Source organism: Streptomyces sp. MMCC 100 (assembly GCF_041538145.2).
Taxonomy (GTDB): domain Bacteria; phylum Actinomycetota; class Actinomycetes; order Streptomycetales; family Streptomycetaceae; genus Streptomyces.
Genome location: NZ_JBGORK020000001.1, coordinates 6,480,585 through 6,504,444, shown reverse-complemented (window position 1 = coordinate 6,504,444; position 23,860 = coordinate 6,480,585). Strand labels below are relative to the sequence as shown.

The window sequence follows — 23,860 nt, the reverse complement described above, 5'->3', positions numbered from 1 at the left end:
AGCAAGCACACCCAGAGGTAAAGACCTCATCAAATAGTTTGTGATACGGTTCACGAGTATCCCCCGGGTAGAGCCCAAGGACCGTAGTGCGACGGTCTCTTGTAAGTGAGGACCTCGTCCGGCTCGGGGCTACGCTCGTCCATGACGACACCTGCCCCCTGTGTGTTGAAAGCGGAGTTGCCGCCATGCCGTCCAATGACGTCCGGATCCTGCTTCAGGCTGCCGTGCCCACGGCTGCCGTCGGCGCTGTCGCCGCCGTCGTCAGCGCCGTGGTCGCCGGCGGCAAGGGCGCGGTCGGAGCCGTCGTCGCGACCGTGGTGGCGATGCTCTTCATGGGAATCGGGCTCTACGTCCTGCAGCGCACCGCCAAGTCGCTTCCGCACCTTTTCCAGGCGATGGGCCTGATGCTCTACGCGGCACAGATCCTGCTGCTGTTCGTCTTCCTCGCCGCGTTCAAGAACACGACGCTGTTCAACCCCCGGTCCTTCGCGATCACTTTGGTCGCCGTCACGCTCGCGTGGATCGCCGCGCAGACGCGGGCGCACATGAAGGCCAAGATCCTCTACGTCGAGCCCGAGTCGTCGAGCGAGAAGCCCGAGAAGACGGGCCACTCGTCGTGAGGGGTAGGGCCGGGATAAAGAGGCATGTGAAGTCCTGCTATCGTCCGGTGCCAACTGCGGCATCGCGGGCGCGGGCATCCGAGCTGACGCCTGCTGAATCGCGAGGCGAGATGCCCCACAGCCGCCCCCACACCCGAAACACCAGTCCCGTGCCGAACAGCGGCCCCGCGCCGCGCCGACACAACGAGGTTGCCGTATCCATGCGCCACGCTGAAGGAGCCCGCGGTGAGTGCTGACCCGACGCAGGTGCTCGCCTTCGAGACCGACTGCCACATCTTCGACGGCTGTGGCTTCCCGGCTCCCGGCCTGCACTCGTTCCTGTTCGAGCCCCTCTGGGGCGACGCGGACAGCAACCTGTACTTCAACAAGCCGATGCTGCTGGCCCTGCTCGGTTCCATCGTCATCGTCGGCTTCTTCTGGGCGGCCTTCCGCAAGCCGAAGGTCGTGCCGGGCAAGCTGCAGATGGTCGCCGAGACCGGGTACGACTTCATCCGTCGAGGCGTTGTCTACGAGACCATCGGCAAGAAGGAAGGTGAGAAGTACGTCCCGCTGGTCGTCTCGCTCTTCTTCTTCATCTGGATGATGAACCTCTGGTCGATCGTTCCGGTCGCCCAGTTCCCGGTGACGTCGATCATCGCCTACCCGGCGGTGCTGGCCATCGTCGTCTACGTCCTCTGGGTCTCACTGACGTTCAAGCGGCACGGCTTCGTCGGCTTCTTCAAGAACGTCACTGGCTACGACAAGTCCCTGGGCGCTGTTCTGCCGTTGGCCATGCTCATCGAGTTCTTCTCGAACCTGTTGGTGCGGCCCTTCACGCACGCCGTCCGGCTCTTCGCGAACATGTTCGCAGGCCACACGCTGCTGCTGCTCTTCACGATCGCCAGCTGGTACCTGCTGAACGGCATCGGCTTCGCCTACGCGGGCGTCAGTTTCATCATGACGATCGTCATGACGGCCTTCGAGCTCTTCATCCAGGCACTTCAGGCGTACGTCTTCGTGCTCCTCACGTGCACGTACATCCAGGGCGCGCTCGCCGAGCACCACTGAGCGCCCCGCACCACACCCCCTGATCGTCCGGTGGCCAACCCCCACCGGTCCGTAAAGAAAAGGAAGAACTGGCATGTCCCAGACCCTTGCCGCTGTTTCCGGCTCGCTCGGCTCCATCGGTTACGGCCTCGCTGCCATCGGCCCCGGCGTCGGCGTCGGCATCATCTTCGGTAACGGCACCCAGGCCCTCGCCCGTCAGCCCGAGGCGGCCGGCCTGATCCGCGCCAACCAGATCCTCGGCTTCGCCTTCTGTGAGGCGCTCGCCCTGATCGGTCTGGTCATGCCGTTCGTCTACGGCAAGTAATCGCGGATCAACTTCCCGCCGACTAGACGAAAGGCAAACCCATGAGCCCGATGCTCCAGATCGCGGCCGAGGAGATGGAGAATCCCCTCGTCCCGCCGATCCCCGAGCTCGTCATCGGCCTGATCGCCTTCGTCATCGTCTTCGGCTTCCTCGCCTGGAAGCTCCTCCCGAACATCAACAAGGTTCTGGAAGAGCGTCGCGAGGCCATCGAGGGCGGTATCGAGAAGGCCGAGGCCGCGCAGACCGAGGCCCAGAGCGTCCTCGAGCAGTACAAGGCCCAGCTCGCCGAGGCCCGGCACGAGGCCGCGCGACTGCGTCAGGAGGCGCAGGAGCAGGGCGCCACGCTCATCGCCGAGATGCGCGCGGAAGGCCAGCGGCAGCGTGAGGAGATCATCGCCGCCGGTCACGCCCAGATCCAGGCCGACCGCAAGGCCGCCGCGTCCGCGCTGCGCCAGGACGTCGGACAGCTGGCCACTCAGCTGGCCGGCAAGCTCGTCGGGGAGTCCCTCGAGGACCACGCCCGCCAGAGCCGTGTGATCGACCGCTTCCTGGACGAGCTGGACGACAAGGCGACGACGGCAGAGGCAACCCGATGAGTGGGATGCACGGAGCGAGCCGCGAGGCTCTTGCCGCCGCACGTGAGCGTCTCGACGTGCTGACGGACTCCACGTCCGTGGACGCCGGCTCGCTCGCCGACGAGCTGGCCGCCGTCACCGCGCTGCTCCACCGCGAGGTGTCGCTGCGTCGGGTCCTCACCGACCCGGCGCAGTCGGGCGAGGCCAAGGCCGAGCTCGCCCAGCGTCTCCTCGGCTCCCAGGTCAGCGGCCAGGCCGTCGACCTGGTGGCCGGCATGGTGCGCTCCCGCTGGTCGCAGTCCCGCGACCTGGTGGACGCGCTGGAGGAGCTGGCGAGCACCGCCGACCTCACCGCCGCCCAGAAGCGGAGCCGGCTCGACAACGTGGAGGACGAGCTGTTCCGGTTCGGCCGGATCGTCTCCTCCAACACCGAGCTGCGCGCCGCGCTCACCAGCCGGTCGGCCACCACCGCGGCCAAGGGCGAGCTGCTGCGCAGCCTGCTCGGCGGCCGGGCGGAGCCGACCACCGAGCGTCTGGTGACGCGCCTTGTCACCGCGCCGCGGGGACGTAGCCTGGAGTCGGGACTCGAGTCCCTGGCCAAGCTCGCCGCCGACCGGCGGGACCGGATGGTCGCCGTGGTCACCTCGGCGGTGCCGCTGAGCGACACGCAGAAGCAGCGCCTCGGCGCGGCCCTCGCGAAGGTCTACGGCCGTCCGATGCACCTGAACCTCGACGTGGACCCCGAGGTCCTCGGCGGAATCCGGGTGCAGGTCGGTGACGAGGTCATCAACGGCTCCATCGCGGACCGTCTGGAGGACGCCGGCCGCCGGCTGGCGAGCTGACGCCCACGCGTGACAACAGCAAAAGCAGTAACAGAGCAGTAGCAGTACGTACTTACGACGGCCCTGGTTGGGCCGTGCAGAGGATTCACCTCTCGTTGGGGGGAGTCCCGACTCGTGGAATACCCCCCAAGTGAAACTTCGGGCCCAACAAGGAGAGCAGGGAACTCAGATGGCGGAGCTCACGATCCGGCCGGAGGAGATCCGGGACGCACTGGAGAACTTCGTCCAGTCGTACAAGCCGGACGCGGCCTCGCGCGAGGAGGTCGGTACGGTCACCCTTGCCGGCGACGGCATCGCGAAGGTCGAGGGCCTGCCCTCGGCCATGGCCAACGAACTGCTGAAGTTCGAGGACGGCACCCTCGGCCTCGCCCTCAACCTCGAGGAGCGCGAGATCGGTTGCGTCGTCCTCGGTGAGTTCAGCGGCATCGAGGAGGGGCAGCCGGTCTCGCGTACCGGTGAGGTCCTCTCCGTGGCCGTCGGCGAGGGCTACCTCGGCCGCGTCGTCGACCCCCTCGGCAACCCGATCGACGGCCTCGGCGAGATCGAGACCAGCGGTCGCCGCGCCCTGGAGCTGCAGGCCCCCACGGTCATGCAGCGCAAGTCGGTGCACGAGCCGATGGAGACCGGCTACAAGGCCGTCGACGCCATGACCCCGATCGGCCGCGGTCAGCGTCAGCTGATCATCGGCGACCGCCAGACCGGCAAGACCGCCCTGGCCGTCGACACGATCATCAACCAGCGCGACAACTGGCGCACCGGCGACCCGAGCAAGCAGGTCCGCTGCATCTACGTCGCCATCGGCCAGAAGGGCTCCACCATCGCGGGCGTGCGCGGCGCGCTGGAGGAGAACGGCGCGCTGGAGTACACGACCATCGTGGCCGCCCCGGCGTCCGACCCGGCCGGCTTCAAGTACCTGGCGCCGTACACCGGCTCGGCCATCGGCCAGCAGTGGATGTACGAGGGCAAGCACGTCCTGATCATCTTCGACGACCTGTCGAAGCAGGCCGACGCCTACCGCGCCGTGTCGCTGCTGCTGCGCCGCCCGCCGGGCCGCGAGGCCTACCCCGGTGACGTCTTCTACCTGCACTCCCGTCTGCTGGAGCGCTGCGCGAAGCTCTCCGACGCCGAGGGCGCCGGCTCGATGACCGGTCTGCCGATCGTCGAGACCAAGGCCAACGACGTGTCGGCGTTCATCCCGACCAACGTCATCTCCATCACCGACGGCCAGTGCTTCCTGGAGTCCGACCTGTTCAACGCCGGTCAGCGTCCGGCCCTGAACGTCGGTATCTCGGTCTCCCGCGTCGGTGGCTCCGCCCAGCACAAGGCGATGCGCCAGGTCTCCGGCCGACTGCGCGTGGACCTCGCCCAGTTCCGCGAGCTGGAGGCGTTCGCCGCCTTCGGTTCCGACCTGGACGCGGCCTCGAAGTCCCAGCTCGAGCGCGGCCAGCGCATGGTCGAACTGCTCAAGCAGAACCAGTACGAGCCGATGGCCACCGAGGACCAGGTCGTCTCCGTCTGGGCCGGTACCAACGGCAAGATGGACGAGGTGCCGGTCGCCGACATCCGCCGCTTCGAGAAGGAGCTGCTGGAGTACCTGCACCGCCAGGAGCAGGGCCTGATGACCTCCATCAAGGAGGGCGCCAAGATGTCGAACGACACGATCCAGGCCATCGACGACGCCGTCGCCGCGTTCAAGAAGCAGTTCGAGACCTCGGACGGCAAGCTGCTCGGCGAGGACGCCCCGTCCGTCGCCAAGTGACGTAAGGAAGGGACCTGACTCATGGGAGCCCAGCTCCGGGTCTACAAGCGTCGCATCCGATCCGTCACCGCGACCAAGAAGATCACCAAGGCGATGGAGATGATCGCCGCCTCGCGCGTCGTCAAGGCGCAGCGCAAGGTGGCGGCCTCCACGCCGTACGCGCAGGAGCTCACCCGCGCGGTCACGGCGGTCGGTACCGGGTCGAACACGAAGCACCCGCTCACCACGGAGGCGGAGAACCCGGCCCGCGCCGCGGTCCTGCTCCTCACGAGCGACCGCGGTCTGGCCGGTGCCTTCAACTCCAACGCCATCAAGGCGGCGGAGCAGCTGACCGAGCGCCTCGAGCGTGAGGGCCGGCAGGTCGACACGTACATCGTCGGCCGGCGCGGTCTGGCCCACTACAACTTCCGCGAGCGCAAGGTCGCGGAGTCGTTCACGGGCTTCACCGACGAGCCGGCGTACGCGGACGCCAAGAAGGTCGCGGCGCCGCTGATCGAGGCCATCGAGAAGGACACGGCCGAGGGCGGCGTGGACGAGCTCCACATCGTCTACACCGAGTTCGTCTCGATGATGACGCAGACGGCGGTCGACTCCCGGCTGCTGCCGCTGAGCCTCGACGAGGTGGCGAAGGAGTCGGGCGCGAAGGACGAGATCCTTCCGCTGTACGACTTCGAGCCGTCGGCGGAGGACGTCCTCGACGCCCTGCTGCCGCGCTACGTCGAAAGCCGCATCTACAACGCGCTGCTGCAGTCGGCTGCCTCCAAGCACGCCGCCACCCGGCGCGCGATGAAGTCGGCCACCGACAACGCGGGCGAGCTGATCAACACGCTCTCCCGTCTTGCCAACGCGGCCCGCCAGGCCGAAATCACCCAGGAAATCAGCGAGATCGTCGGTGGCGCCAGTGCCCTGGCCGACGCGAACGCGGGGAGTGACAACTAATGACCACCACTGTTGAGACCGCGACGGCCACGGGCCGCGTCGCCCGGGTCATCGGCCCGGTCGTCGACGTGGAGTTCCCCGTCGACGCGATGCCGGACATCTACAACGCGCTGCACGTCGAGGTCGCCGACCCGGCCAAGGAGGGTGAGCTCAAGACGCTGACCCTCGAGGTCGCCCAGCACCTCGGTGACGGCCTGGTCCGCACCATCTCCATGCAGCCCACCGACGGCCTGGTCCGCCAGGCCCCGGTGACCGACACGGGCGCGGCCATCTCCGTCCCCGTCGGCGACTTCACCAAGGGCAAGGTGTTCAACACCCTCGGCGAGGTGCTGAACGTCGACGAGCAGTACGACGGCGAGCGCTGGCCGATCCACCGCAAGGCGCCGAACTTCGACGAGCTCGAGTCGAAGACCGAGATGTTCGAGACCGGCGTCAAGGTCATCGACCTGCTGACCCCGTACGTCAAGGGCGGCAAGATCGGTCTGTTCGGCGGCGCCGGCGTCGGCAAGACGGTGCTCATCCAGGAGATGATCTACCGCGTCGCCAACAACCACGACGGTGTCTCCGTGTTCGCCGGTGTCGGTGAGCGCACCCGTGAGGGCAACGACCTCATCGACGAGATGAGCGAGTCGGGCGTCATCGACAAGACCGCCCTTGTCTTCGGTCAGATGGACGAGCCGCCGGGCACCCGTCTGCGCGTCGCGCTGGCCGGCCTGACCATGGCCGAGTACTTCCGTGACGTCCAGAAGCAGGACGTGCTGTTCTTCATCGACAACATCTTCCGCTTCACCCAGGCGGGTTCCGAGGTGTCGACCCTGCTCGGCCGTATGCCCTCCGCGGTGGGCTACCAGCCGAACCTGGCCGACGAGATGGGTCTCCTCCAGGAGCGCATCACCTCGACCCGTGGTCACTCGATCACCTCGATGCAGGCGATCTACGTCCCCGCGGACGACCTGACCGACCCGGCCCCGGCCACCACCTTCGCCCACCTCGACGCGACGACGGTTCTGTCCCGTCCGATCTCCGAGAAGGGCATCTACCCGGCCGTGGACCCGCTGGACTCGACGTCCCGCATCCTCGACCCGCGGTACATCGCGGCGGACCACTACAACGCCGCGATGCGCGTGAAGAACATCCTGCAGAAGTACAAGGACCTGCAGGACATCATCGCGATCCTCGGTATCGACGAGCTGGGCGAAGAGGACAAGCTCGTCGTCCACCGTGCCCGTCGCGTGGAGCGCTTCCTGTCCCAGAACACCCACGTCGCCAAGCAGTTCACCGGCGTCGACGGGTCGGACGTCCCGCTGGAGGAGTCGATCGCGGCCTTCAACGCGATCTGCGACGGCGAGTACGACCACTTCCCGGAGCAGGCGTTCTTCATGTGCGGTGGCATCGAGGACCTGAAGAACAACGCCAAGGAGCTGGGCGTCTCCTGAGCCTCGGCTCACGGTGAGCCGTACGGCACACCACCCGGAGGGGGCGGGCGCGTCCCGTCCCCTCCGGCACGCCCCTTAGACTTGTAACCAACACCCGGCTCTCCCGCCGGGTGGTGACCCGAGGAGCCACCTTGGCTGCTGAGCTGCACGTCGCGCTGGTCGCGGCCGACCGAGAGGTCTGGTCCGGCGAGGCCACCCTGGTCGTCGCGCGCACCACGTCCGGCGACATCGGCGTCATGCCCGGTCACCAGCCGCTGCTCGGTGTGCTGGAGTCGGGCCCGGTGACCATCCGTACGAGTGACGGCGGGACGGTCGTCGCCGCGGTGCACGGCGGTTTCATCTCGTTCGCCGACAACAAGCTGTCGCTGCTGGCCGAGACGGCCGAGCTGGCGGACGAGATCGACGTCCACCGTGCCGAGCGGGAGCTCGAGCGCGCGAAGACGGAGGGCGACGCCCACGCCGAGCGCCGCGCGGACGTCCGACTGCGCGCTGCGGCGGGACGCTGATCCACAGCACTGTGCGATAGCGTCGTGCCATGACGTCACTCAGCCGCGGCTGGGACCGGAGTCATCCGGACCCGGCCGCGGCTGAGGCAGATCCGGGTGTTTTTTCCGTTCCGTTACCTAGGAGACGAGGAGGTCGGTGTCGATGGCCCTCGCTCTGACTGTGTGCGGAATCGTTGTCGCCCTGGTGGTGATCGGGCTCTTCGTCTTCGGTCTGCGCCGCCGGCTGATCCAGCGCTCGGGCGGCACCTTCGACTGCTCCCTGCGTTGGGACGCCCCCAAGGAGGGCGACACCGGCGGCAAGGGCTGGGCCTACGGTGTGGCCCGCTACAACGGCGACCGGGTCGAGTGGTACCGCGTCTTCTCGTACTCCCCCCGCCCGCGCCGTGTGCTCGAACGCTCCGCGATCGAGGTGGCCGGCCGCCGGGTGCCGGACGGCGAGGAGGAACTGGCGTTGCTCTCCGACGCCGTGGTCCTGGCCTGTCTGCACCGGGGCACACGGCTGGAACTGGCGATGAGCGAAGACGCGCTGACCGGATTCCTCGCGTGGCTGGAAGCAGCCCCGCCCGGACAGCGGGTGAACGTGGCGTAGCCGCGTTCACCCGCTGGGTGGGGGTCCCCCCGGACGAAGTCTGGGGGAGCGTCAATGTTGCTTAGGCCTTAGGCCTTAGGCCCTTGGGCTCTAGGCCCCTTGAGGATTACTTCAGGCCGCTGTCGATGGCGCTCACCAGTTCACCGTTCGTGGTGTCGCCGCTGAACTCCCAGAAGAAGGCGCCGCCGAGGCCCTGCTGCTCCGCCCAGTCCATCTTGGACTTGATGGTGGCGGGGGTGTCGTAGGACCACCAGTTGGAGCCGCAGTGGGCGTACGCGGTGCCGGCGATGGTGCCGGTGGCCGGGCAGCTGTTCTTGAGGACCTTGTAGTCCTCGATGCCCGCCTCGTACGTGCCGGTCGCCGGGCCGGTGGCGGTGCCGCCGGGCGCGGACTGCGTGACGCCGGTCCAGCCGCGGCCGTAGAAGCCGATGCCGATCAGCAGCTTGTCGGCCGGGACGCCCTTGGACTTGAACTTCGCCATCGCGTCGGCGGTGTTGAAGCCCTGCTGCGGGATGCCGTCGTACGCGTTCAGCGGCGAGTGCGGGGCGGTCGGACCGTTCTTCTCCCAGGCGCCGAAGAAGTCGTACGTCATCACGTTGTACCAGTCGATGTACTTCGAGGCCTCGCCGTAGTCGGCGGCGTCGATCTTGCCGCCGTCCGAGCCGTCGGCGGTGACGGCCGCGGTGATCAGGTAGTCCTGGCCGAACTCGGCGCGCATGGCCTTCATCATGCTGCTGAAGGCGTTCGGGGCACTGGTCTCGTCACAGCTGAGACCACAGGCGTTCGGGTACTCCCAGTCCAGGTCGATGCCGTCGAAGACGTCGGCCCAGCGCGGGTCCTCGATCAGGTCGTGACAGGACTTCGCGAACGCGGCCGGGTTCTTCACGGCGTCGGGGAAGCCGCCGGACCAGGTCCAGCCGCCGAAGGAGTAGAGGATCTTGATGTTCGGGTACTTGGCCTTCAGCTTGCGCAGCTGGTTGAAGTTGCCGCGCAGCGGCTGGTCCCAGGTGTCGGCGACGCCGTCGACGGACTGGTCGGCGGTGTACGCCTTGTCGTAGTCGGCGTACGAGTCGCCGATGGTGCACTTGCCGCCCTGGACGTTGCCGAAGGCGTAGTTGATGTGCGTGATCTTGTCGGCGGAGCCGGAGGTGACCAGGTTCTTCACGTGGTAGTTGCGCCCGTAGACGCCCCAGTTGGTGAAGTAGCCCATCTTGACTTCGTCGCCGGTGCCCGGGTTGCCGCCGTCGTCACCACCGCCGCCGGTGGTCGTGACCTTCACGGAGCCGCTGACCGGGCCGGTCTGGTCAGCGGTGTCGCGGGCCTTGACGGTGTACGAGTAGTCGGTGCCCTTGGTGAGGCCGTTGTCCGTGTAGGTGGTGCCGGTGACGGTGGCGACCGTCGCGCCGTCCCGCAGGACGTCGTAGTTCTTGACGCCCTTGTCGTCGGTGGCCGCCGACCAGGACAGCTTCACCGAGGTGTCGGTGATGTTCGAGGCGGTGGGCGTGCCGGGCGCGGAGGGGGCCTCATCGCCGGGAACGGAGGTGCCGTCGCAGCTGCCGCCGTTGAGCTTGCAGTTGGACGGGGAGCCGGGGCCGCTGCCGTTGAAGCCGAAGGAGACCGAGGCGCCGGGGGCGAGCGTCCCGTTCCAGCCGACGTTCTTGGCGGTCCAGTGGTCGCCGGAGTTGGTGACGGTGGCGTCCCAGGCGGAGGTGACCTTGGTGCCGGAGGGGAAGTCCCACTCGACGGTCCAGGAGCTGAGGGAGGTGGTGCCGGTGTTCTTCACCGTCCAGCTGCCGCCGAAGCCCGTGCCCCAGTCCGAGGTCTTGGCGAAGGTGGCCGTCGCGCTGGTGGCCGCCTGGGCCGGGCTCGCGAGGCCGACCAGGCCGGCGAGGGGAAGCGCCAGGGTCGCGGCGAGTGCCGCGGCTTTGTGTCTGAAGCGCATGTGCGCCTCCTTATATGGGGATGTTGTTGTGGGCATGACTGAGCCTCATGCCCGCAGTGCCGCGAGAATAGAAAGGTCTGGACCATAGGTCAATAGGTCTGGACCAATGTGACGGGCTGTGGTTGAGGGTGAAACTAGATCCCCAACTCCTGCGCCAGCACCGCCGCTTGCACCCGGCTGCGCAGCCCCAGCTTCCCCAGCAGACGGCTGACGTGCGTCTTCACCGTCGCCTCGGCCATGTCCAGCCGCTCGGCGACCGCCGCGTTGGACAGCCCCTCGCCGAGACAGGACAGCACCTCGCGCTCACGCCGGGTCAGGTCCCGCAGCACCGCCGGGTCCGCGGCCGGCTCCCGAACCGGCTTCGCGGCGAACTCGGCGATCAGCCGCCGGGTGACGGCCGGGGCCACGATGCCCTCGCCGCCCGCCACCGTGCGCACGGCCGCGATCAGGTCCTTGGCGTCGGTGTTCTTCAGCAGGAACCCGGCGGCTCCCGCCCGCAGCGCCCCGAAGACGTACTCGTCCAGGTCGAAGGTGGTCAGCACCAGGACGTCGGCGAGGCCTTCCCCGACCACGATCCGGGTCGCCGACACACCGTCCAGGCGCGGCATCTGCACGTCCATCAGCACCAGGTCGGGACGCAGCTCGCGGGCCAGTGCCACCGCCTGCTCGCCGTCGGCGGCTTCTCCCACCACCTCGATGTCCGGTGCGCTGCCCAGGATCAGCACCAGCCCCGCGCGGACGGCGGACTGGTCCTCGGCGACGAGGACGCGGATCACGCGAGGTCTCCTTCGGTCAGCGGCAGGGTGGCGTGTACGGCCCAGATCTTGGCGCCCGCCGAGTCGGGGTCCGCCACCGCCCCCGCCTCGAAGGTGCCGTGCAGCAGTGCGGCCCGCTCCCGCATCCCGACCAGACCGGCGCCGGAGCCCGGGGCGCGCGGGGTGTCCCGGTCGCCGTACGGGCTGGTCACCCGGATACGCAGGGCGGTGCCGTCCCGGTCGAGCCGGACCCGGACCGTGCCCGGCGAGGCGTGCTTGAGCGCGTTGGTGAGCGACTCCTGCACGATCCGGTAGGCGGCCAGCTCGACCGGCGCGGGCAGGTTGTCGCCGGGGTCCGCGTCGAGGGCGACGTCGAGGCCGTTGGCGCGGGCGCCGTCGACCAGCGCGCCGAGCCCTTCGAGGGTGGGGGCGGGGGCCGGTTCGGTGTCCCCGCCGCTGTCCCGCAGGATGCCGATCAGGCGTCGCATCTCGGCCAGTCCCGCCACGCTGTTCTCGCGGATCACGCCGAGCGCCTGCTGTGTGGTCGCCGCGTCGTCCAGGGAGAGCGCGGCCGTGGAGTGGATGGCGATCGCGGAGAGGCGGCCCGCGACCATGTCGTGCAGCTCGCGGGCCATCCGGGAGCGTTCCGCCGTCACCGCCTGGACCCGGTCCATCTCGGCGAGCAGCGCGGTCTGCTCGGCGCGCAGCAGGGCGGCGTCGGCGGCCTCGCGGTGGTTGCGCACGATCAGGCCCGTGGAGGCGGGCGCGAAGGACACGATGCCGACGGCGACACCGATGAGCAGCGCCTCGGGTACCCGCCACAGCGCGAACGGCACGACGGTGCCGGCCACGGTGAGCAGCCCGGTGATCCACGGGATGCGGCGGGCCGAGGCGGGCGGGCCGTACAGCACGGCGGCGTACATCAGGTCGGTGTACATGATCACCGTGACCAGGCTGCCCCGCGTGAGGGTGTCCGCGATGAGCGCGGCGGTGCCGATCAGCAGCCCGGTGCGCGGCGCGGCCCGGCGCAGCAGCTCGCAGCCCGCCATGACGGCGAGCGGCACCAGCAGCGGCCAGCGGCCGTCGAACAGCACGACCGGCTCGTCGGCCGGCCTTACGCCCAGGCCGATGCCCCACAGGAGCAGCCCGCCGAGCAGCCCGGCCGACGCGGCGTACACGTCGAAGCGGCGCGGGCGGGGGAGTCGTACGGCCATGCCACCATCCAACACGGCCCGCGGCCCGCCCGCCTGATCCCCGGGAAGGGTCCCGCACTGCATCTTTCGATGTACCGGAGGTTCGTCACCGCCGACGACGAACGCGGCGCATTCCCACGGGAGCCTGGAAGGGTGAACGAAGGGAGTACGTCGTGGTCATCGCGTTGATCATCGCCTGCGAGGTCGGCTTCTGGGTCCTGCTGGCCCTCGGCCTGGGCGCCCGCTACCTGCTGAAGCGGCGGCGCACCAGTGTGGTCCTGCTGCTGTGCGAGCCCGTGCTGGAACTGGTGCTGTTCGCGGTGACGGCCTGGGACCTGAAGAACGGCGCCGAGCCGGGCTGGGAGCACGGCCTGGCCGCCCTGTACATCGGCTACACCGTCGCCTACGGCCACTACACGATCCGCTGGCTCGACGCTCACGCCGCCCACCGCCTGGCCGGCGGCCCGCCGCCGGTCAAGCCCCCGCGCCACGGCATGCCCCGGGCGCGGCACGAGGGCCGGCTGTGGCTGCGGACGGTGCTGGGCGCCGCGGTGGCCTGCGCGCTGCTCCAGGGCGCGGTCTGGTACGTCGGCCACGAGGGCGACGTCTCGTCGCTGCGGTCCTTCCAGTGGACTGCCCTGCGCGTCGCCGGCATCCACGGCCTGATCGCCCTCACGTACCTGATCTGGCCGAAGAAGGCCCCGGCGGGTACGTCGTCGACCGAGGCCGACGAGAGCGGCCCCGAAGGGGCGCGGGGCTGAGTCGACATGGGCCCCGCCGCCTGGGCGCGATCAGCCCCAACGAGGCGGTGGACGACCGACGGCCGTCACGCCCCTGCCCGCGGAGCGCTCAGCGCTCCCCGCCCGGCACCCACAGCACGTCGCCGACCTCCTTGTTGGCCACGCGGGCCAGGATGAAGAGCAGGTCGGAGAGGCGGTTCAGGTAGGTCGCGGTGAGCGGGTTCATCGTCTCGCCGTGGGCCTCCAGCGCCGCCCACGTGGAGCGCTCGGCCCGGCGCACCACCGTGCACGCCTGGTGGAGCAGGGCCGCGCCGGGGGTGCCGCCGGGGAGGATGAAGGAGCGGAGCTTCTCCACCTCGGTCAGGAAGCGGTCGCAGTCCGCCTCCAGTTTGTCGACGTAGAACTGCTCGGCCCGCAGCGGCGGGTACTCCGGGTTCTCCACCACCGGCGTGGACAGGTCCGCGCCCACGTCGAACAGGTCGTTCTGGACGCGGACGAGGACCTTGACGATCTCCTCGTGCAGGCCGCCCAGCGCGATCGCGGTGCCGATCACCGCGTTCGCCTCGTTGGCGTCGGCGTACGCCGAGATCCTGAGGTCGGTCTTGGGGACCCGGCTCATGTCGCCGAGGGCGGTGGTGCCCTTGTCGCCGGTCCGGGTGTAGATGCGCGTCAGGTTGACCATGAGGCCAGCGTAGTTACGCCCCGGCGGTACGGAACACGCGTGTGCCCACCGTCACGGCCAGCGCGGTGAAGGCGAGGGCGACCAGCGTGCCGTACAGCATGTGCGCCGTCGCGTAGGAGCCGACGTACGCGTCCCGCACGGCGTCCACCAGATAGCGGAACGGCATCAGGTGCGAGAGCACGTCCAGCCACCCCGGCCCCAGCGTCATCGGGAGCATCAGGCCGGACAGCAGCATCGACGGCATGGTGAGGGCGTTGATCGTGGGCCCGAACTCCTGCGGCGTACGGACCTTCATCGCCAGCGCGTACGACAGCGAGGCCAGCGAGACCGTGAGCAGGGCGACGAACGCGAAGCCGATCAGCACGCCGGGCAGCGGCGCGCGCAGGCCCATCAGCAGCGCCGCCAGGACCAGCAGTACCGCCTGGAAGGCGAAGACGGTGGCGTCCCGCAGTACCCGCCCCAGCAGCAGCGCCAGGCGGCTGACGGGCGTGACGCGCATGCGCTCGACCACGCCCTGGCCGTTCTCGATGATGATCGAGAAGCCCGCGAAGGAGGCCCCGAACAGGCCGAGTTGCAGCAGCAGACCGGGGACCAGCACCTGCCAGGAGCTGCCCTGCCCGCCGAGCGGCAGGTCGGTCAGCAGCGGACCGAAGAAGAGCAGGTACAGCAGCGGCATCAGCACCCCGAACAGCAGCGCGAAGCGGGAGCGCAGGGACTGGCGCAGATAGCGGCCGTAGACGAGGCCGGTGTCGTGGAGCAGCATCGGGTTTCCCAGGGGGTGCTAGACGGCTACGGGGGTGGCGTCGGCCGGAGCGGCGCTGCGGCCGGTGACGGCCAGGAAGGTGTCCTGCAAGGAGGCGTCCGGCGAGCCGCCGTACTCGAGCTTCAGGGCGGCGGGAGTGCCCTCGGCGACCACCACACCGCCGTCCACGACCACCAGGCGGTCGGAGAGGGCGTCGGCCTCGTCCAGGTAGTGGGTGGTCAGGAAGACCGTGGTGCCGTGCTCGTCGCGCAGCCGCCGGACCAGGTCCCACAGGTCGGCGCGGCTGCCCGGGTCCAGGCCGGTCGTCGGCTCGTCCAGGAAGAGCACCTTCGGGCGGTGCGTGAGCGCCATCGCGATGTCCAGCCGCCGACGCTGCCCGCCGGAGAGCGCACCGCACTTGCGGTCGAGCAGCTCGGTGAGGCCCAGGTCGCCGGCCAGCTCGTCGGCGCGCTCGGCGGCCCGCGCCCTGGTCAGCCGGTACAGGCGGCCCTGGGTGACCAGCTCCTCCCGCGCCGTGATCTGCGGGTCCACCCCGCCCGACTGCGCCACGTACCCGCACACCGCGCGCACCCCGGCCGGGTCCGTCGCCAGGTCGTGCCCGGCGACGGTGGCCGCGCCGCCGGTGGGGGCGAGCAGGGTCGTGAGCATCCGCAGGGTGGTGGTCTTGCCGGCGCCGTTGGGGCCCAGGAAACCCAGGATCTCGCCCTCGCGGACGGTGAGGTCGATACCGCGCACCGCCTCGACCGGACCGCGCTTGGTCGTGAAGGTACGGGCCAGCCCGGCCGTACTGATGATTGCCATGCGTTCCAGAAAAACAGAGTCACTTAAATTTTGCAACGGCCCCAAGTTTCCAGCAGCCCCAGCGAAGCTAGGATGCGGACATGGCCGAGGGACTCAGGGAACGGAAGAAGCGGCAGACCCGGCAGTACATCTCGGATGTCGCCACGGGGCTGTTCCTGGAGCGCGGCTTCGAGGCCGTGACGGTGGCGGAGGTCGCGGACGCCGCGAACGTCTCCGTCAACACCGTCTACAACTACTTCCCGGCCAAGGAGGACCTGTTCCTCGACCGCTCCAAGGGTGTGATCGACCGGCTGTCGCGCTGGGTGCGCGGGCGGCGCGACGGGGAGTCCGCCGCGGGCGCCGTTCTGCGGGAGCTGCGCGACGAGGTCGAGTCGGTCTCGCCGCGCGTCGGCCTGATGGACGGATATGCCGGGTTCATGAAGGTCGTGCACGAGTCCCCGGCCCTGCGGTCCCGGATGTGGGCCATCGGCCAGGAGGTCCTCGTCAACCTGGAGCGGACCCTCAGGGAGGAGACCGGCGCCCCGGCCGAGGACCCGCTGCCCGGCCTGATGGCCGGTCAGATCAACTGGCTGCACGGCACCGTGATGGTGGAGATCGGCCACCGCATGGTCGCCGGCGGAAAGCCCGCCGAGGTCTCCCGCGACGTGCTCCTGCTGCTGGACGAGATGGAGGACCTGTTGAGCGAGAAGGTGCTCAACTACGCCGTACGAGGCGATCGGTGACACCCGAATGACGCCCCTCGGTGTGACGTCCGTCATTTGAGACGTGACGCGCGTTACTAACCGGTCACACAGCGCCTCACGCCCGCTAATCTCCGGCCGAGAGACGAGAATCAGCGCGTATCAGGGGAGTCGCACAGTGGCACGGAAGCTCGCCGTCATCGGAGCCGGTCTCATGGGATCCGGCATCGCCCAGGTCTCCGCGCAGGCGGGCTGGGACGTCGTCCTGCGCGACGTCACCGACGAGGCGCTGCGGCGCGGCACCGACGGCATCAGGGCCTCCTACGACAAGTTCGTCGCCAAGGGGAAGCTCACCGCCGACGACGCCGAGGCCGCGCTCGGGCGCATCACCGCGACCACCGACCTGGACGCCGCCGCCGACGCGGATGTCGTCGTCGAGGCCGTCTTCGAGAAGTTGGAAGTCAAGCACGAGATCTTCCGTACCCTGGACAAGCTGGTGAAGGACGGGGCGATCCTCGCGTCCAACACCTCCGCCATCCCGATCACCAAGATCGCGGCCGTGACGGAGCGCCCCGAGCGGGTCGTCGGCACCCACTTCTTCTCGCCGGTCCCGATGATGCAGCTGTGCGAGCTGGTGCGCGGCTACAAGACCAGCGACGAAACCCTCGCCACCGCGCGGGAGTTCGCCGAGTCCACCGGCAAGACCTGCATCGTCGTCAACCGCGACGTCGCGGGCTTCGTGACGACCCGTCTCATCTCCGCCCTCGTCGTCGAGGCCGCGAAGCTGTACGAGTCGGGCGTCGCCACCGCCGAGGACATCGACCTCGCCTGCAAGCTCGGCTTCGGTCACGCCATGGGACCGCTGGCCACCGCCGACCTGACGGGCGTCGACATCCTGCTGCACGCCACGGGCAACATCTACACCGAGTCGCAGGACGAGAAGTTCGCCCCGCCGGAGCTGATGCGCCGGATGGTGGACGCCGGTGACATCGGCCGCAAGAGCGGGCAGGGCTTCTACAAGCACTGAGGTCACATCAGCCCCGGCAAACGTCACACGCCGGGGTGAATTCGGTATCGGTTCGCTTACAGGCGGCAACCTCCGGTCGTTCCGGCCAGTCAGAGGGTGCAACACCTGATATCGCCGAGAGATCACCACGCACAGACGACTACGCACGGACGACGAAGAGAAGACGCACGCCGGGGAGCGCATATGCACATCAGGGGCGACCACGTCGAGCTGGTCGTCGGGGGCCGCCTCGACGTCCGCAGCGCGGCGGACGCCCGTACGGTCCTGCACTCGGCCGTCGACGACGGAGTCGGCGACCTGGTGCTCGACCTGTCAGAGCTGGACTCCTGGGACGCCACCGGACTCGGCGTGATCATGGGAGCCCACCGGCGGGCCGGCCGCTGCGGCCGGCGCCTGGTGCTGCGCGGCGTGCCGCCGCAGATGCAGCGCCTGCTGGTGGCCACCCGGCTGCACCGGATCCTCGCCATCGAGGGCGGCATCGGCGTGGAGACCCTCCCCCGGGTGTGAGGCGACCGACCGGTGCCGAGCGGCGTGGCCCGGTGCGTTCCGGTGCGGTCCGGTGTCCGGTGAGGTCCGAGCGAGGTGCCGGGGTTCCGGGCGCCGAGCGGTGAAACCTTCCGGCAGACATCCACCACACACCCGCCACACGCCCGACACACGCAATCCTCACGAGACCGTGACCTCTCGGACGGTCCGGCACCCCGGACTGTCGGAGATACTGAGCGAAGGTTTAGGGTCTGGCTGCCCGCCCAACTGCGACCCACCGGCGGGCCCGGACCAGAAGCGACAGCGCGGTGTGCGGCAAGGCCGGGAGGGTGGTCCCGACCGGGGCCCTGCACACGACGCTTTTGGGGGGCTTGAACCAATGGACCCGAACAACCGGGGCCCTGAGGAGTACGGCCAAGACGGCGACCACCAGGCGCCGCGCCCGCGCCCGCCCAGGGATCCCCTCACCTCCGACTTCGGGCAGCACGCGCCCGCGCTCGCCCGCACCGTGCGGGTGGTGTCCGGCGACTTCCTGCTCACCGTCAACCCCGTCGACGGCAGCGAGATCGAGGTCTGCCCGCCCACGGACCGGCCCGCCCGGCCCGAGAAGCGCACCGCGGCCGAACGCGCCGAGGCGGAGCGCGCCGCCCGGCCGCCCGTCCCACCGGGACCGGTCCGCACGGTCCTGGGCCTGCTGGCCCGCGAGGACGAACGCGAACGCCTGGTGCGGCTGCTGGCCCGCGGCCGTTCCGTCCGCCTCACCGGCCCCGCCGGCTCCGGCCGCACCAGCCTCCTCGACGTCGTGGCCGAGGACTGCGCGGGCCTCGCGCCCGACGGCGTCGTCCGGCTCAGCGGCCACCACCGCACCGCCGACGACCTGCTCCACGACCTCTTCCACGCCGTCCACCGCGCGCCCCTGCACCGCCCGGACCGGACGGAACTCCTCGCCCACCTCCGCGAGGTGGGCGCGGTCGTCGTCCTGGACGACGTCGAGTTCGGCGGCACCGCCCTCGACGAACTCCTCGACGCCACCCCCGAGTGCGCCTTCCTGATCGGCGCCACCCCGGACGTGCCCGCACCCTCCGCCGACTCGGCCGTCGAGGAGGTCTTCCTCACCGGCCTGGACCGCTCGGACGGCGTGGAACTGCTGGAGCGCGCCGCCGGGCGTTCCCTCACCGAGGAGGAGGCCAACTGGGCCGGCGACCTCTGGTTCGAGTCCGAGGGCCTGCCGCTGCGCTTCGTCCAGGCTGGAGCCCTGCTGCGCCGCCGGGACCGGGAACGGGCCGGCGCCGACGCCGTCGACGAGTTCGGCGTCTTCGCCGACACCCGCCCGGCCGACGACACCCCCTACGACGCCACCGAGGCCGACGACGTACCCCTGCCGTCCCTCGGCGAGGCCGCCGCGCCCGCGCCGCTGCTCGCCTCCCGGCTGAGCGCCTCCGCCCGCGCCACCCTGGAGTTCGCCGTCGCGCTCGGCGGCGAGGTGCCGCACCAGGCGCACCTGCCCGCCCTGGTCGGCGACACCCACGCGGACGCCGCCCTCGGCGAGCTGACCGACTGCGGACTGGTCTCCCCGGTCGGCTCCCGCTACCGGCTGGCCGCCGGGGTGCTCACCCAGCTGGAGAGCGCCGGGTACACCGACGACATGCGGGAGAGGGCGCGGGCCGCCGCCCAGCACTACGCCTGGTGGGCCGGGCACCCCTCGGTCACCCCGGAACGGGTCTGCGCGGAGGCCGACGCCGTACTGGCCGCCCTCGCCGTCCTGGTGCCCGCGACGACACCGACCGCCGAGGACGAGGACAGCCCGGCCGTCCAGCTGGCCCGCACCGCGGCGCCCGCGTTCGCCGCCGGACTGCACTGGAGCGCCTGGCAACGGGCGCTGCGCTCCGGCACCGAGGCCTCCCGGCTCGCCGGGGACGTCGCCGAACAGGCCTACTTCCACCACGAGCTCGGCGTCCTCGCGCTGTGCGAGGACCAGCTGGACCGGGCGCGCGCCGAGCTGGAGGCCTCCATCGGGCTGCGCGGCGCGCTCTCCGACAAGCGCGGCGCCGTGGCGGGCCGCCGCGCCCTCGCGCTGGTCGCCGACCGCACCGGGGACACCCCGGGCATGGGCAGCGGCGCGGGCGCGTTCGGCGTACCGGGTGCCGCCGCCGGATTCGGCGTCGTCGGCGCCGGGCTCGGCCCGACCGTGGGGGAGGAGGTGCCCGACGCCCGCAACGAGGAGTCGGCGTCGCCGTCCGCGGGCGTCCCCGCGCCCTTCCCGCCGCTCCAGCCGCCTCCGCAGTCCCCGACCCTCGTCACCCGCCGCCAGCCCGACGAGGAGCCGTCCCGCACCGTCGCCGGCGGCATCAAGGGCTTCGCCCGGCGCAACCTGGTGGCCGCCGGAGCGGGCGCACTGCTCGTCGCCGTGCTCGGCACGGTGGTGACCCTCGGGGCCACCTCCGAGAACGACGCGGGCGATCCCTCCAACGAGGTCGGCGGCACCCCGTCGGCGAGCCAGGGCATCGACGACGGCAGCCTGGACGCGGACCGGCCCTCCGACGACGGCCAGGGCCAGGAGACGCCCGGCGGCCCGGCCGACTCGGGCCCGGACGGCACCCCCGGCACCTCGGACGACCCGACACCGACGGAGTCGGGCGAGCCTTCGCAGGAGCCGAGCAGTACGGGCAGCAGCGACCCCGGTGACGGCGACGAGAGCCCGGACGACCCCGGCTCGCCGGACGACCCGTCCTCGTCCTCGAAGCCGCCCACCTCGAACAAGCCGTCCGACCCGCCGTCTTCACCTTCGCCGACCGGCTCCGGAACGGAGACCGACCCCGGCACCGAGGAGCCCACGGATCCCGGCACCTCTCCGAGCGACCCGGAGACGCCGACCACGCCTCCGCCCGTCTCCAACAGTGCCGGCGACACCGCCAGTCCCACCGCCGCGAGCTCTCCGGTGGACCCACCCACCGCCTCGCAGAGCAGCACCGGCACCGGTACCGGCACGCCCAACGACTCGGACCCGACGACCGGTCAGATCATCTGACCCCGCCGGGTGGGTAACGACGTACGGAGGAGGGCCGGGTCCACGTGTCGGACCCGGCCCTCCCCACGTCGTAAGTGACGCTCCCTCAGAACAGCCGCAGCTTGTCGTCCTCGATGCCCCGCAGGGCGTCGTAGTCCAGCACCTGGCAGCCGATGCCGCGGTCCGTGGCCAGCACGCGGGCCTGCGGCTTGATCTCCTGGGCGGCGAAGACGCCGCGCACCGGGGCGAGGTGCGGATCGCGGTTCAGCAGCTCCAGGTAGCGCGTGAGCTGCTCCACGCCGTCGATCTCGCCGCGTCGCTTGATCTCGACCGCGACGGTCCCGCCCTGGGCGTCCCGGCACAGGATGTCGACGGGGCCGATGGCGGTCATGTACTCGCGGCGGATGAGGGTGTAACCCTCGCCCAGGGTGTCGATGCGGTCGGCGAGCAGCTCCTGAAGGTGTGCTTCCACGCCGTCCTTGATCAGGCCGGGATCGACGCCCAGTTCGTGCGAGGAGTCGTGGAGAACCTCCTCCATCGTGATGATGAGCTTCTCGCCCGCCTTGTTGACGACGGTCCAGACGCCCTCCTCCTCGCCCGTGCCCTCCTTCAGCGTGCAGGGCGGCGACATCCAGTTGAGGGGCTTGTAGGCCCGGTCGTCGGCGTGGATCGAGACGCTGCCGTCCGCCTTGACCAGGATCAGCCGGGGGGCCGAGGGCAGGTGGGCGGTGAGCCGTCCGGCGTAGTCGACGGAGCAGCGGGCAATGACGAGACGCATGGTCGGCAACGCTACTCGACGCGCCCGGCCCGACGCGATTCGCCCGTGCCCGAGCATCTCGCGGCACCCCCGCACGCTGTCCCACTTCTCCCATTGGCCCCGTCTTGCGCACTGGCCGATTGTCGGCCTACCGGATGGTGTCCATCTGGGCATTCTCCTGGTGCGGTCACGATCGGTTGCTTACGGTATTGAACGGGAGGTCGCGAACTGTGTACGCAGCGTGTTCGGAATCGCGCACTCCCTTAACTGTCCGGCAACCCCTGCTGGTCGGGGGTGCGAGAGGAGAACCCATGTCGCTCGACGTCTCACCGGCCCTACTCGAACAGGCCGAGCGAGGCGAGGTCGACGAAGCAGACTTCGTCGACTGCGTCCGGACCTCCCTGCCCTACGCATGGGAGATGGTCAGCTCCCTGGTGGCACAGCTGAAGGTCGACGGCGGAGCCTTCGCCGACAACCAGACGCCCCCGCCGGACGAGCAGGCGCGCGGTCAGCTCCTGCGTGCGCTCGCGAGTGACGCCATACGCGGTGCACTGCAGCGGCACTTCGGGGTGCGGCTGGCCTTCCAGAACTGCCACCGGGTGGCAGTGTTCCCGTTGGACTCCTCCGTCGACGAGACACTGACCAAGTTCACCTCGGTGCGCAGCCAGTTGCTGAACCAGTCGCCCGAACTGCGCGACTGCTGACGGCCTCTAGAGCGCCCGCTTGCCGCTCCGTACGCGGGAGGTGCAGTGATGTACCGGAGCGGCAAGCTCCCCGCCCGCCGGCTCAGCGGAGCTGGGGGAGTACCTCGGCCCCGAGCCGCCGTACGTTCTCCTCGGTCGCCGCCAGGTCTCCCGAGCCCTCGACGAGCAGGGCGAAGCGGGAGATGCCGGTCCGCTCGCCGGTCGCCGCGAGCCGGTCCGCGCACAGCCGGGGTGTGCCCACCGGGTGCAGCCCGCAGAGCAGTTCGGTGTACGCGTGCGGGTCGCGCATCCGCCGCTCCCTGCCGTCCACCGTGACATGGGCGCCAAGACCCTGCCGCAGCCAGCCCGGCATCGCCTTGAGCAGGGTCTCCGTCGCGTCCGTGCGCCGGTCCGCGATCTGGCAGACGCCGGCCGAGACATGAGCCGCGCCGTGGATCTCCGCGGCCGTCCGCCCGGCGGCGCGGGCGTGGCGGCGCCACAACGCCACCATCTCGGCCTTCTCCTCGTCGCCGACGTGCATCCCGAGGAGCATCGGCAGCCCCCGCTCGGCCGCCATGCGCACGCTCGACGGCGACGTGCAGGCCACGACGACCTCCGGGCCCGGCTCCTCCGAGAGGGACTCCGAGGGCCGCGGCACGACGGGCACCTCGCGGAACCGGAAGCGGTCCCCAAAGGCGCCGACGGACGGTTCGCGCAGCCAGCGCAGCAGCAGATCGAGCGACTCCGGAAAACCCTTCTCGTACGCCTCCAGACCCGCGCCGAACACCTCCAGGTCCACCCACGGTCCGCCGCGGCCCACGCCCAGCGAGAAACGGCCGCCGCTCGTGACGTGCAGCAGCGCGGCCTGCTCGCCGAGCGCCACGGGGTGGACGGTGGGCAGCACACTGACCGCGGTGCCGACCCTCAGGCGCCGGGTGCGGCCCAGCAGCAGCGCGGCCAGGGTCACGGCCGACGGACACGTGCCGTACGGCACGAAGTGGTGTTCGGCCAGCCAGACCGTGTCGAGCCCGGCCTCCTCGGCGACCTCGGCCGAGCGGACCGCGCGGTGCAGCGCTTCACCCTGGCCCTGGCCCGGGAACTGGGCCCCCAACACGAAACTTCCTACGCGCATTGCCTTTTCCTGCTTCCTCGGCCCCGACACGGAGCTCCCCCACAGGGCATAACCGCCTGACACGTGCCGAGGACACGGCCGGACGGAGGGATTTGCGGATTGTCTGCAGAATCGGCCGTTGTGGGACGTCGGCTCGGGCCCGGACGGAACCCCGCGCGGAGGAGTTGCGGCGCTCGACGGGCGTACGCGTACCCGTGTCCGTGCCGCGTAGGCTGGACGCCGCCCTGCTTCCTGTATAGCTCCGTGAGGTGTCCTGTGTCCCCGCGTCGCAACCGACCCAAGGGAGCCGGTTCGTCCGGCCGGAGCGCCGAGGAGGACGGCTCCGGCCGTTACGGCGGCTGGCAGTCCTCGGAGAGCTGGCACGGCGAGGAGTGGAGCGTACGGCACGTGGCGGGCGCGAGCGCGCAGGGGAAGTCGTACCGCTGCCCGGGGTGCGACCAGCTCATTCCGGACGGTGTGCCGCACGTGGTGGCCTGGCCGGCGCACTCGGGCGTCGACGACCGCCGGCACTGGCACAAGGCGTGCTGGAACGCGAAGGACCGCCGCACCACGCGGGTGCAGCGGTCCCGTAACGCGCCGAGGTTCTGAAGACCGG

25 protein-coding genes are annotated in these 23,860 nt (G+C 70.3%); 17 read left to right on the top strand and 8 right to left on the bottom strand.

The genetic code is table 11. The features are described from left to right. Window positions 1-185 precede the first annotated feature (185 nt). The 10 genes from ABS735_RS29950 (at window position 186) to ABS735_RS29905 (ending at window position 8,617) form a co-directional block, all read left to right on the top strand. Window positions 186-620: a Cg1360 family ATP-synthase-associated protein gene (locus ABS735_RS29950; protein ID WP_007387658.1), complete on the top strand. Its 435-nt coding sequence runs from the start codon at window positions 186-188 to the stop codon at window positions 618-620. 225 nt (window positions 621-845) lie between these two features. Beyond that, on the top strand, window positions 846-1,667 hold the full coding sequence (gene atpB, locus ABS735_RS29945; RefSeq protein ID WP_373902394.1) for a F0F1 ATP synthase subunit A: 822 nt from the start codon (window positions 846-848) through the stop codon (window positions 1,665-1,667). Between the two features lie 73 nt (window positions 1,668-1,740). Beyond that, entirely contained in the window at window positions 1,741-1,971 is a 231-nt protein-coding gene (atpE, locus tag ABS735_RS29940; RefSeq protein WP_024884520.1) for an ATP synthase F0 subunit C, read from the top strand. A gap of 41 nt (window positions 1,972-2,012) precedes the next feature. Further along, window positions 2,013-2,567 carry a F0F1 ATP synthase subunit B gene (locus ABS735_RS29935; RefSeq protein WP_373902393.1) on the top strand — a complete coding sequence of 185 codons (555 nt, stop codon included), beginning with the start codon at window positions 2,013-2,015 and terminating at the stop codon, window positions 2,565-2,567. 5 nt (window positions 2,568-2,572) lie between these two features. Further along, the gene (locus ABS735_RS29930; RefSeq protein ID WP_373902392.1) at window positions 2,573-3,388 is read left to right on the top strand and encodes a F0F1 ATP synthase subunit delta; all 816 of its coding nucleotides are present in this window, start codon (window positions 2,573-2,575) and stop codon (window positions 3,386-3,388) included. Window positions 3,389-3,557: 169 nt separating this feature from the next. After that, window positions 3,558-5,147 carry a F0F1 ATP synthase subunit alpha gene (gene atpA, locus ABS735_RS29925; RefSeq protein WP_373902391.1) on the top strand — a complete coding sequence of 530 codons (1,590 nt, stop codon included), beginning with the start codon at window positions 3,558-3,560 and terminating at the stop codon, window positions 5,145-5,147. 21 nt (window positions 5,148-5,168) lie between these two features. Continuing rightward, entirely contained in the window at window positions 5,169-6,086 is a 918-nt protein-coding gene (locus ABS735_RS29920; protein WP_373902390.1) for a F0F1 ATP synthase subunit gamma, read from the top strand. After that, window positions 6,086-7,522: a F0F1 ATP synthase subunit beta gene (gene atpD / locus ABS735_RS29915; protein WP_373902389.1), complete on the top strand. Its 1,437-nt coding sequence runs from the start codon at window positions 6,086-6,088 to the stop codon at window positions 7,520-7,522. The genes ABS735_RS29920 and atpD overlap by 1 nt, the downstream gene beginning before the upstream one ends. A 131-nt stretch (window positions 7,523-7,653) precedes the next feature. Then, window positions 7,654-8,028: a F0F1 ATP synthase subunit epsilon gene (locus ABS735_RS29910; protein WP_007387650.1), complete on the top strand. Its 375-nt coding sequence runs from the start codon at window positions 7,654-7,656 to the stop codon at window positions 8,026-8,028. A 142-nt stretch (window positions 8,029-8,170) separates the two neighbouring features. Beyond that, window positions 8,171-8,617, top strand: coding sequence for a DUF2550 domain-containing protein (locus tag ABS735_RS29905; protein ID WP_007387649.1), 447 nt, complete (start codon window positions 8,171-8,173; stop codon window positions 8,615-8,617). Window positions 8,618-8,723: 106 nt separating this feature from the next. On the opposite strand, the gene ABS735_RS29900 is transcribed toward ABS735_RS29905, so the two are convergent. From ABS735_RS29900 to ABS735_RS29890, 3 genes are all read right to left on the bottom strand, one after another. Next, window positions 8,724-10,559 carry a glycosyl hydrolase family 18 protein gene (locus ABS735_RS29900; protein WP_373902388.1) on the bottom strand — a complete coding sequence of 612 codons (1,836 nt, stop codon included), beginning with the start codon at window positions 10,557-10,559 and terminating at the stop codon, window positions 8,724-8,726. 134 nt (window positions 10,560-10,693) lie between these two features. Continuing rightward, a complete protein-coding gene (locus tag ABS735_RS29895) occupies window positions 10,694-11,335 on the bottom strand; it encodes a response regulator (RefSeq protein WP_373902387.1) in 642 nt (213 codons plus the stop codon). After that, window positions 11,332-12,528, bottom strand: a complete 1,197-nt coding sequence (locus ABS735_RS29890) for a sensor histidine kinase (RefSeq protein WP_373902386.1) — start codon at window positions 12,526-12,528, stop codon at window positions 11,332-11,334. Before ABS735_RS29890 ends, ABS735_RS29895 begins: the two co-directional genes overlap by 4 nt. Window positions 12,529-12,680: 152 nt before the next feature. Between ABS735_RS29890 and ABS735_RS29885 the strand changes: the two genes are divergently transcribed. Then, the gene (locus ABS735_RS29885; RefSeq protein ID WP_373902385.1) at window positions 12,681-13,268 is read left to right on the top strand and encodes a hypothetical protein; all 588 of its coding nucleotides are present in this window, start codon (window positions 12,681-12,683) and stop codon (window positions 13,266-13,268) included. An 88-nt stretch (window positions 13,269-13,356) separates the two neighbouring features. On the opposite strand, the gene ABS735_RS29880 is transcribed toward ABS735_RS29885, so the two are convergent. From ABS735_RS29880 to ABS735_RS29870, 3 genes are read right to left on the bottom strand one after another with little or no spacing between them, the layout of a single operon-like run. Then, window positions 13,357-13,929 carry a cob(I)yrinic acid a,c-diamide adenosyltransferase gene (locus tag ABS735_RS29880; RefSeq protein ID WP_373902384.1) on the bottom strand — a complete coding sequence of 191 codons (573 nt, stop codon included), beginning with the start codon at window positions 13,927-13,929 and terminating at the stop codon, window positions 13,357-13,359. Between the two features lie 13 nt (window positions 13,930-13,942). Then, window positions 13,943-14,692, bottom strand: coding sequence for an ABC transporter permease (locus ABS735_RS29875; RefSeq protein ID WP_373902383.1), 750 nt, complete (start codon window positions 14,690-14,692; stop codon window positions 13,943-13,945). Window positions 14,693-14,710: 18 nt separating this feature from the next. Continuing rightward, entirely contained in the window at window positions 14,711-15,493 is a 783-nt protein-coding gene (locus ABS735_RS29870; RefSeq protein WP_373902382.1) for an ABC transporter ATP-binding protein, read from the bottom strand. Window positions 15,494-15,573: 80 nt separating this feature from the next. On the opposite strand from ABS735_RS29870, the gene ABS735_RS29865 reads away from it, so the two are divergent. The 4 genes from ABS735_RS29865 (at window position 15,574) to ABS735_RS29850 (ending at window position 20,714) form a co-directional block, all read left to right on the top strand. Beyond that, window positions 15,574-16,215: a TetR/AcrR family transcriptional regulator gene (locus ABS735_RS29865; protein ID WP_373902381.1), complete on the top strand. Its 642-nt coding sequence runs from the start codon at window positions 15,574-15,576 to the stop codon at window positions 16,213-16,215. Between the two features lie 136 nt (window positions 16,216-16,351). Further along, complete coding sequence (locus ABS735_RS29860) at window positions 16,352-17,200, top strand: 3-hydroxyacyl-CoA dehydrogenase family protein (RefSeq protein WP_052840654.1); 849 nt, start codon at window positions 16,352-16,354, stop codon at window positions 17,198-17,200. Between the two features lie 183 nt (window positions 17,201-17,383). Beyond that, complete coding sequence (locus tag ABS735_RS29855) at window positions 17,384-17,707, top strand: STAS domain-containing protein (RefSeq protein WP_003973611.1); 324 nt, start codon at window positions 17,384-17,386, stop codon at window positions 17,705-17,707. Between the two features lie 358 nt (window positions 17,708-18,065). Continuing rightward, complete coding sequence (locus ABS735_RS29850) at window positions 18,066-20,714, top strand: ATP-binding protein (RefSeq protein WP_373902380.1); 2,649 nt, start codon at window positions 18,066-18,068, stop codon at window positions 20,712-20,714. Between the two features lie 85 nt (window positions 20,715-20,799). Here the strand turns inward: ABS735_RS29850 and nucS are convergent, their stop codons facing one another. Next, on the bottom strand, window positions 20,800-21,471 hold the full coding sequence (gene nucS, locus ABS735_RS29845) for an endonuclease NucS (RefSeq protein WP_373902379.1): 672 nt from the start codon (window positions 21,469-21,471) through the stop codon (window positions 20,800-20,802). 290 nt (window positions 21,472-21,761) lie between these two features. Between nucS and ABS735_RS29840 the strand changes: the two genes are divergently transcribed. After that, entirely contained in the window at window positions 21,762-22,154 is a 393-nt protein-coding gene (locus ABS735_RS29840) for an SCO5389 family protein (protein WP_003973607.1), read from the top strand. 82 nt (window positions 22,155-22,236) lie between these two features. Here ABS735_RS29840 and ABS735_RS29835 read toward each other — a convergent pair whose 3' ends face one another. Then, complete coding sequence (locus tag ABS735_RS29835; protein WP_373902378.1) at window positions 22,237-23,265, bottom strand: LLM class flavin-dependent oxidoreductase; 1,029 nt, start codon at window positions 23,263-23,265, stop codon at window positions 22,237-22,239. Between the two features lie 255 nt (window positions 23,266-23,520). On the opposite strand from ABS735_RS29835, the gene ABS735_RS29830 reads away from it, so the two are divergent. Beyond that, complete coding sequence (locus tag ABS735_RS29830; RefSeq protein WP_373902377.1) at window positions 23,521-23,853, top strand: ATP/GTP-binding protein; 333 nt, start codon at window positions 23,521-23,523, stop codon at window positions 23,851-23,853. Window positions 23,854-23,860 lie beyond the last annotated feature (7 nt).

What these genes read in the sequence shown, in the direction of transcription:
- ABS735_RS29950 (WP_007387658.1), top strand. Translation starts at nt 186, where the DNA reads ATGCCGTCCAATGACGTCCGGATCCTGCTTCAGGCTGCCGTGCCCACG.
- atpE (WP_024884520.1), top strand. Translation starts at nt 1,741, where the DNA reads ATGTCCCAGACCCTTGCCGCTGTTTCCGGCTCGCTCGGCTCCATCGGT.
- ABS735_RS29935 (WP_373902393.1), top strand. Translation starts at nt 2,013, where the DNA reads ATGAGCCCGATGCTCCAGATCGCGGCCGAGGAGATGGAGAATCCCCTC.
- ABS735_RS29930 (WP_373902392.1), top strand. Translation starts at nt 2,573, where the DNA reads ATGCACGGAGCGAGCCGCGAGGCTCTTGCCGCCGCACGTGAGCGTCTC.
- atpA (WP_373902391.1), top strand. Translation starts at nt 3,558, where the DNA reads ATGGCGGAGCTCACGATCCGGCCGGAGGAGATCCGGGACGCACTGGAG.
- ABS735_RS29920 (WP_373902390.1), top strand. Translation starts at nt 5,169, where the DNA reads ATGGGAGCCCAGCTCCGGGTCTACAAGCGTCGCATCCGATCCGTCACC.
- atpD (WP_373902389.1), top strand. Translation starts at nt 6,086, where the DNA reads ATGACCACCACTGTTGAGACCGCGACGGCCACGGGCCGCGTCGCCCGG.
- ABS735_RS29905 (WP_007387649.1), top strand. Translation starts at nt 8,171, where the DNA reads ATGGCCCTCGCTCTGACTGTGTGCGGAATCGTTGTCGCCCTGGTGGTG.
- ABS735_RS29900 (WP_373902388.1), bottom strand. Translation starts at nt 10,559, where the DNA reads ATGCGCTTCAGACACAAAGCCGCGGCACTCGCCGCGACCCTGGCGCTT.
- ABS735_RS29890 (WP_373902386.1), bottom strand. Translation starts at nt 12,528, where the DNA reads ATGGCCGTACGACTCCCCCGCCCGCGCCGCTTCGACGTGTACGCCGCG.
- ABS735_RS29880 (WP_373902384.1), bottom strand. Translation starts at nt 13,929, where the DNA reads ATGGTCAACCTGACGCGCATCTACACCCGGACCGGCGACAAGGGCACC.
- ABS735_RS29875 (WP_373902383.1), bottom strand. Translation starts at nt 14,692, where the DNA reads ATGCTGCTCCACGACACCGGCCTCGTCTACGGCCGCTATCTGCGCCAG.
- ABS735_RS29870 (WP_373902382.1), bottom strand. Translation starts at nt 15,493, where the DNA reads ATGGCAATCATCAGTACGGCCGGGCTGGCCCGTACCTTCACGACCAAG.
- ABS735_RS29865 (WP_373902381.1), top strand. Translation starts at nt 15,574, where the DNA reads ATGGCCGAGGGACTCAGGGAACGGAAGAAGCGGCAGACCCGGCAGTAC.
- ABS735_RS29855 (WP_003973611.1), top strand. Translation starts at nt 17,384, where the DNA reads ATGCACATCAGGGGCGACCACGTCGAGCTGGTCGTCGGGGGCCGCCTC.
- ABS735_RS29850 (WP_373902380.1), top strand. Translation starts at nt 18,066, where the DNA reads ATGGACCCGAACAACCGGGGCCCTGAGGAGTACGGCCAAGACGGCGAC.
- nucS (WP_373902379.1), bottom strand. Translation starts at nt 21,471, where the DNA reads ATGCGTCTCGTCATTGCCCGCTGCTCCGTCGACTACGCCGGACGGCTC.
- ABS735_RS29840 (WP_003973607.1), top strand. Translation starts at nt 21,762, where the DNA reads ATGTCGCTCGACGTCTCACCGGCCCTACTCGAACAGGCCGAGCGAGGC.
- ABS735_RS29835 (WP_373902378.1), bottom strand. Translation starts at nt 23,265, where the DNA reads ATGCGCGTAGGAAGTTTCGTGTTGGGGGCCCAGTTCCCGGGCCAGGGC.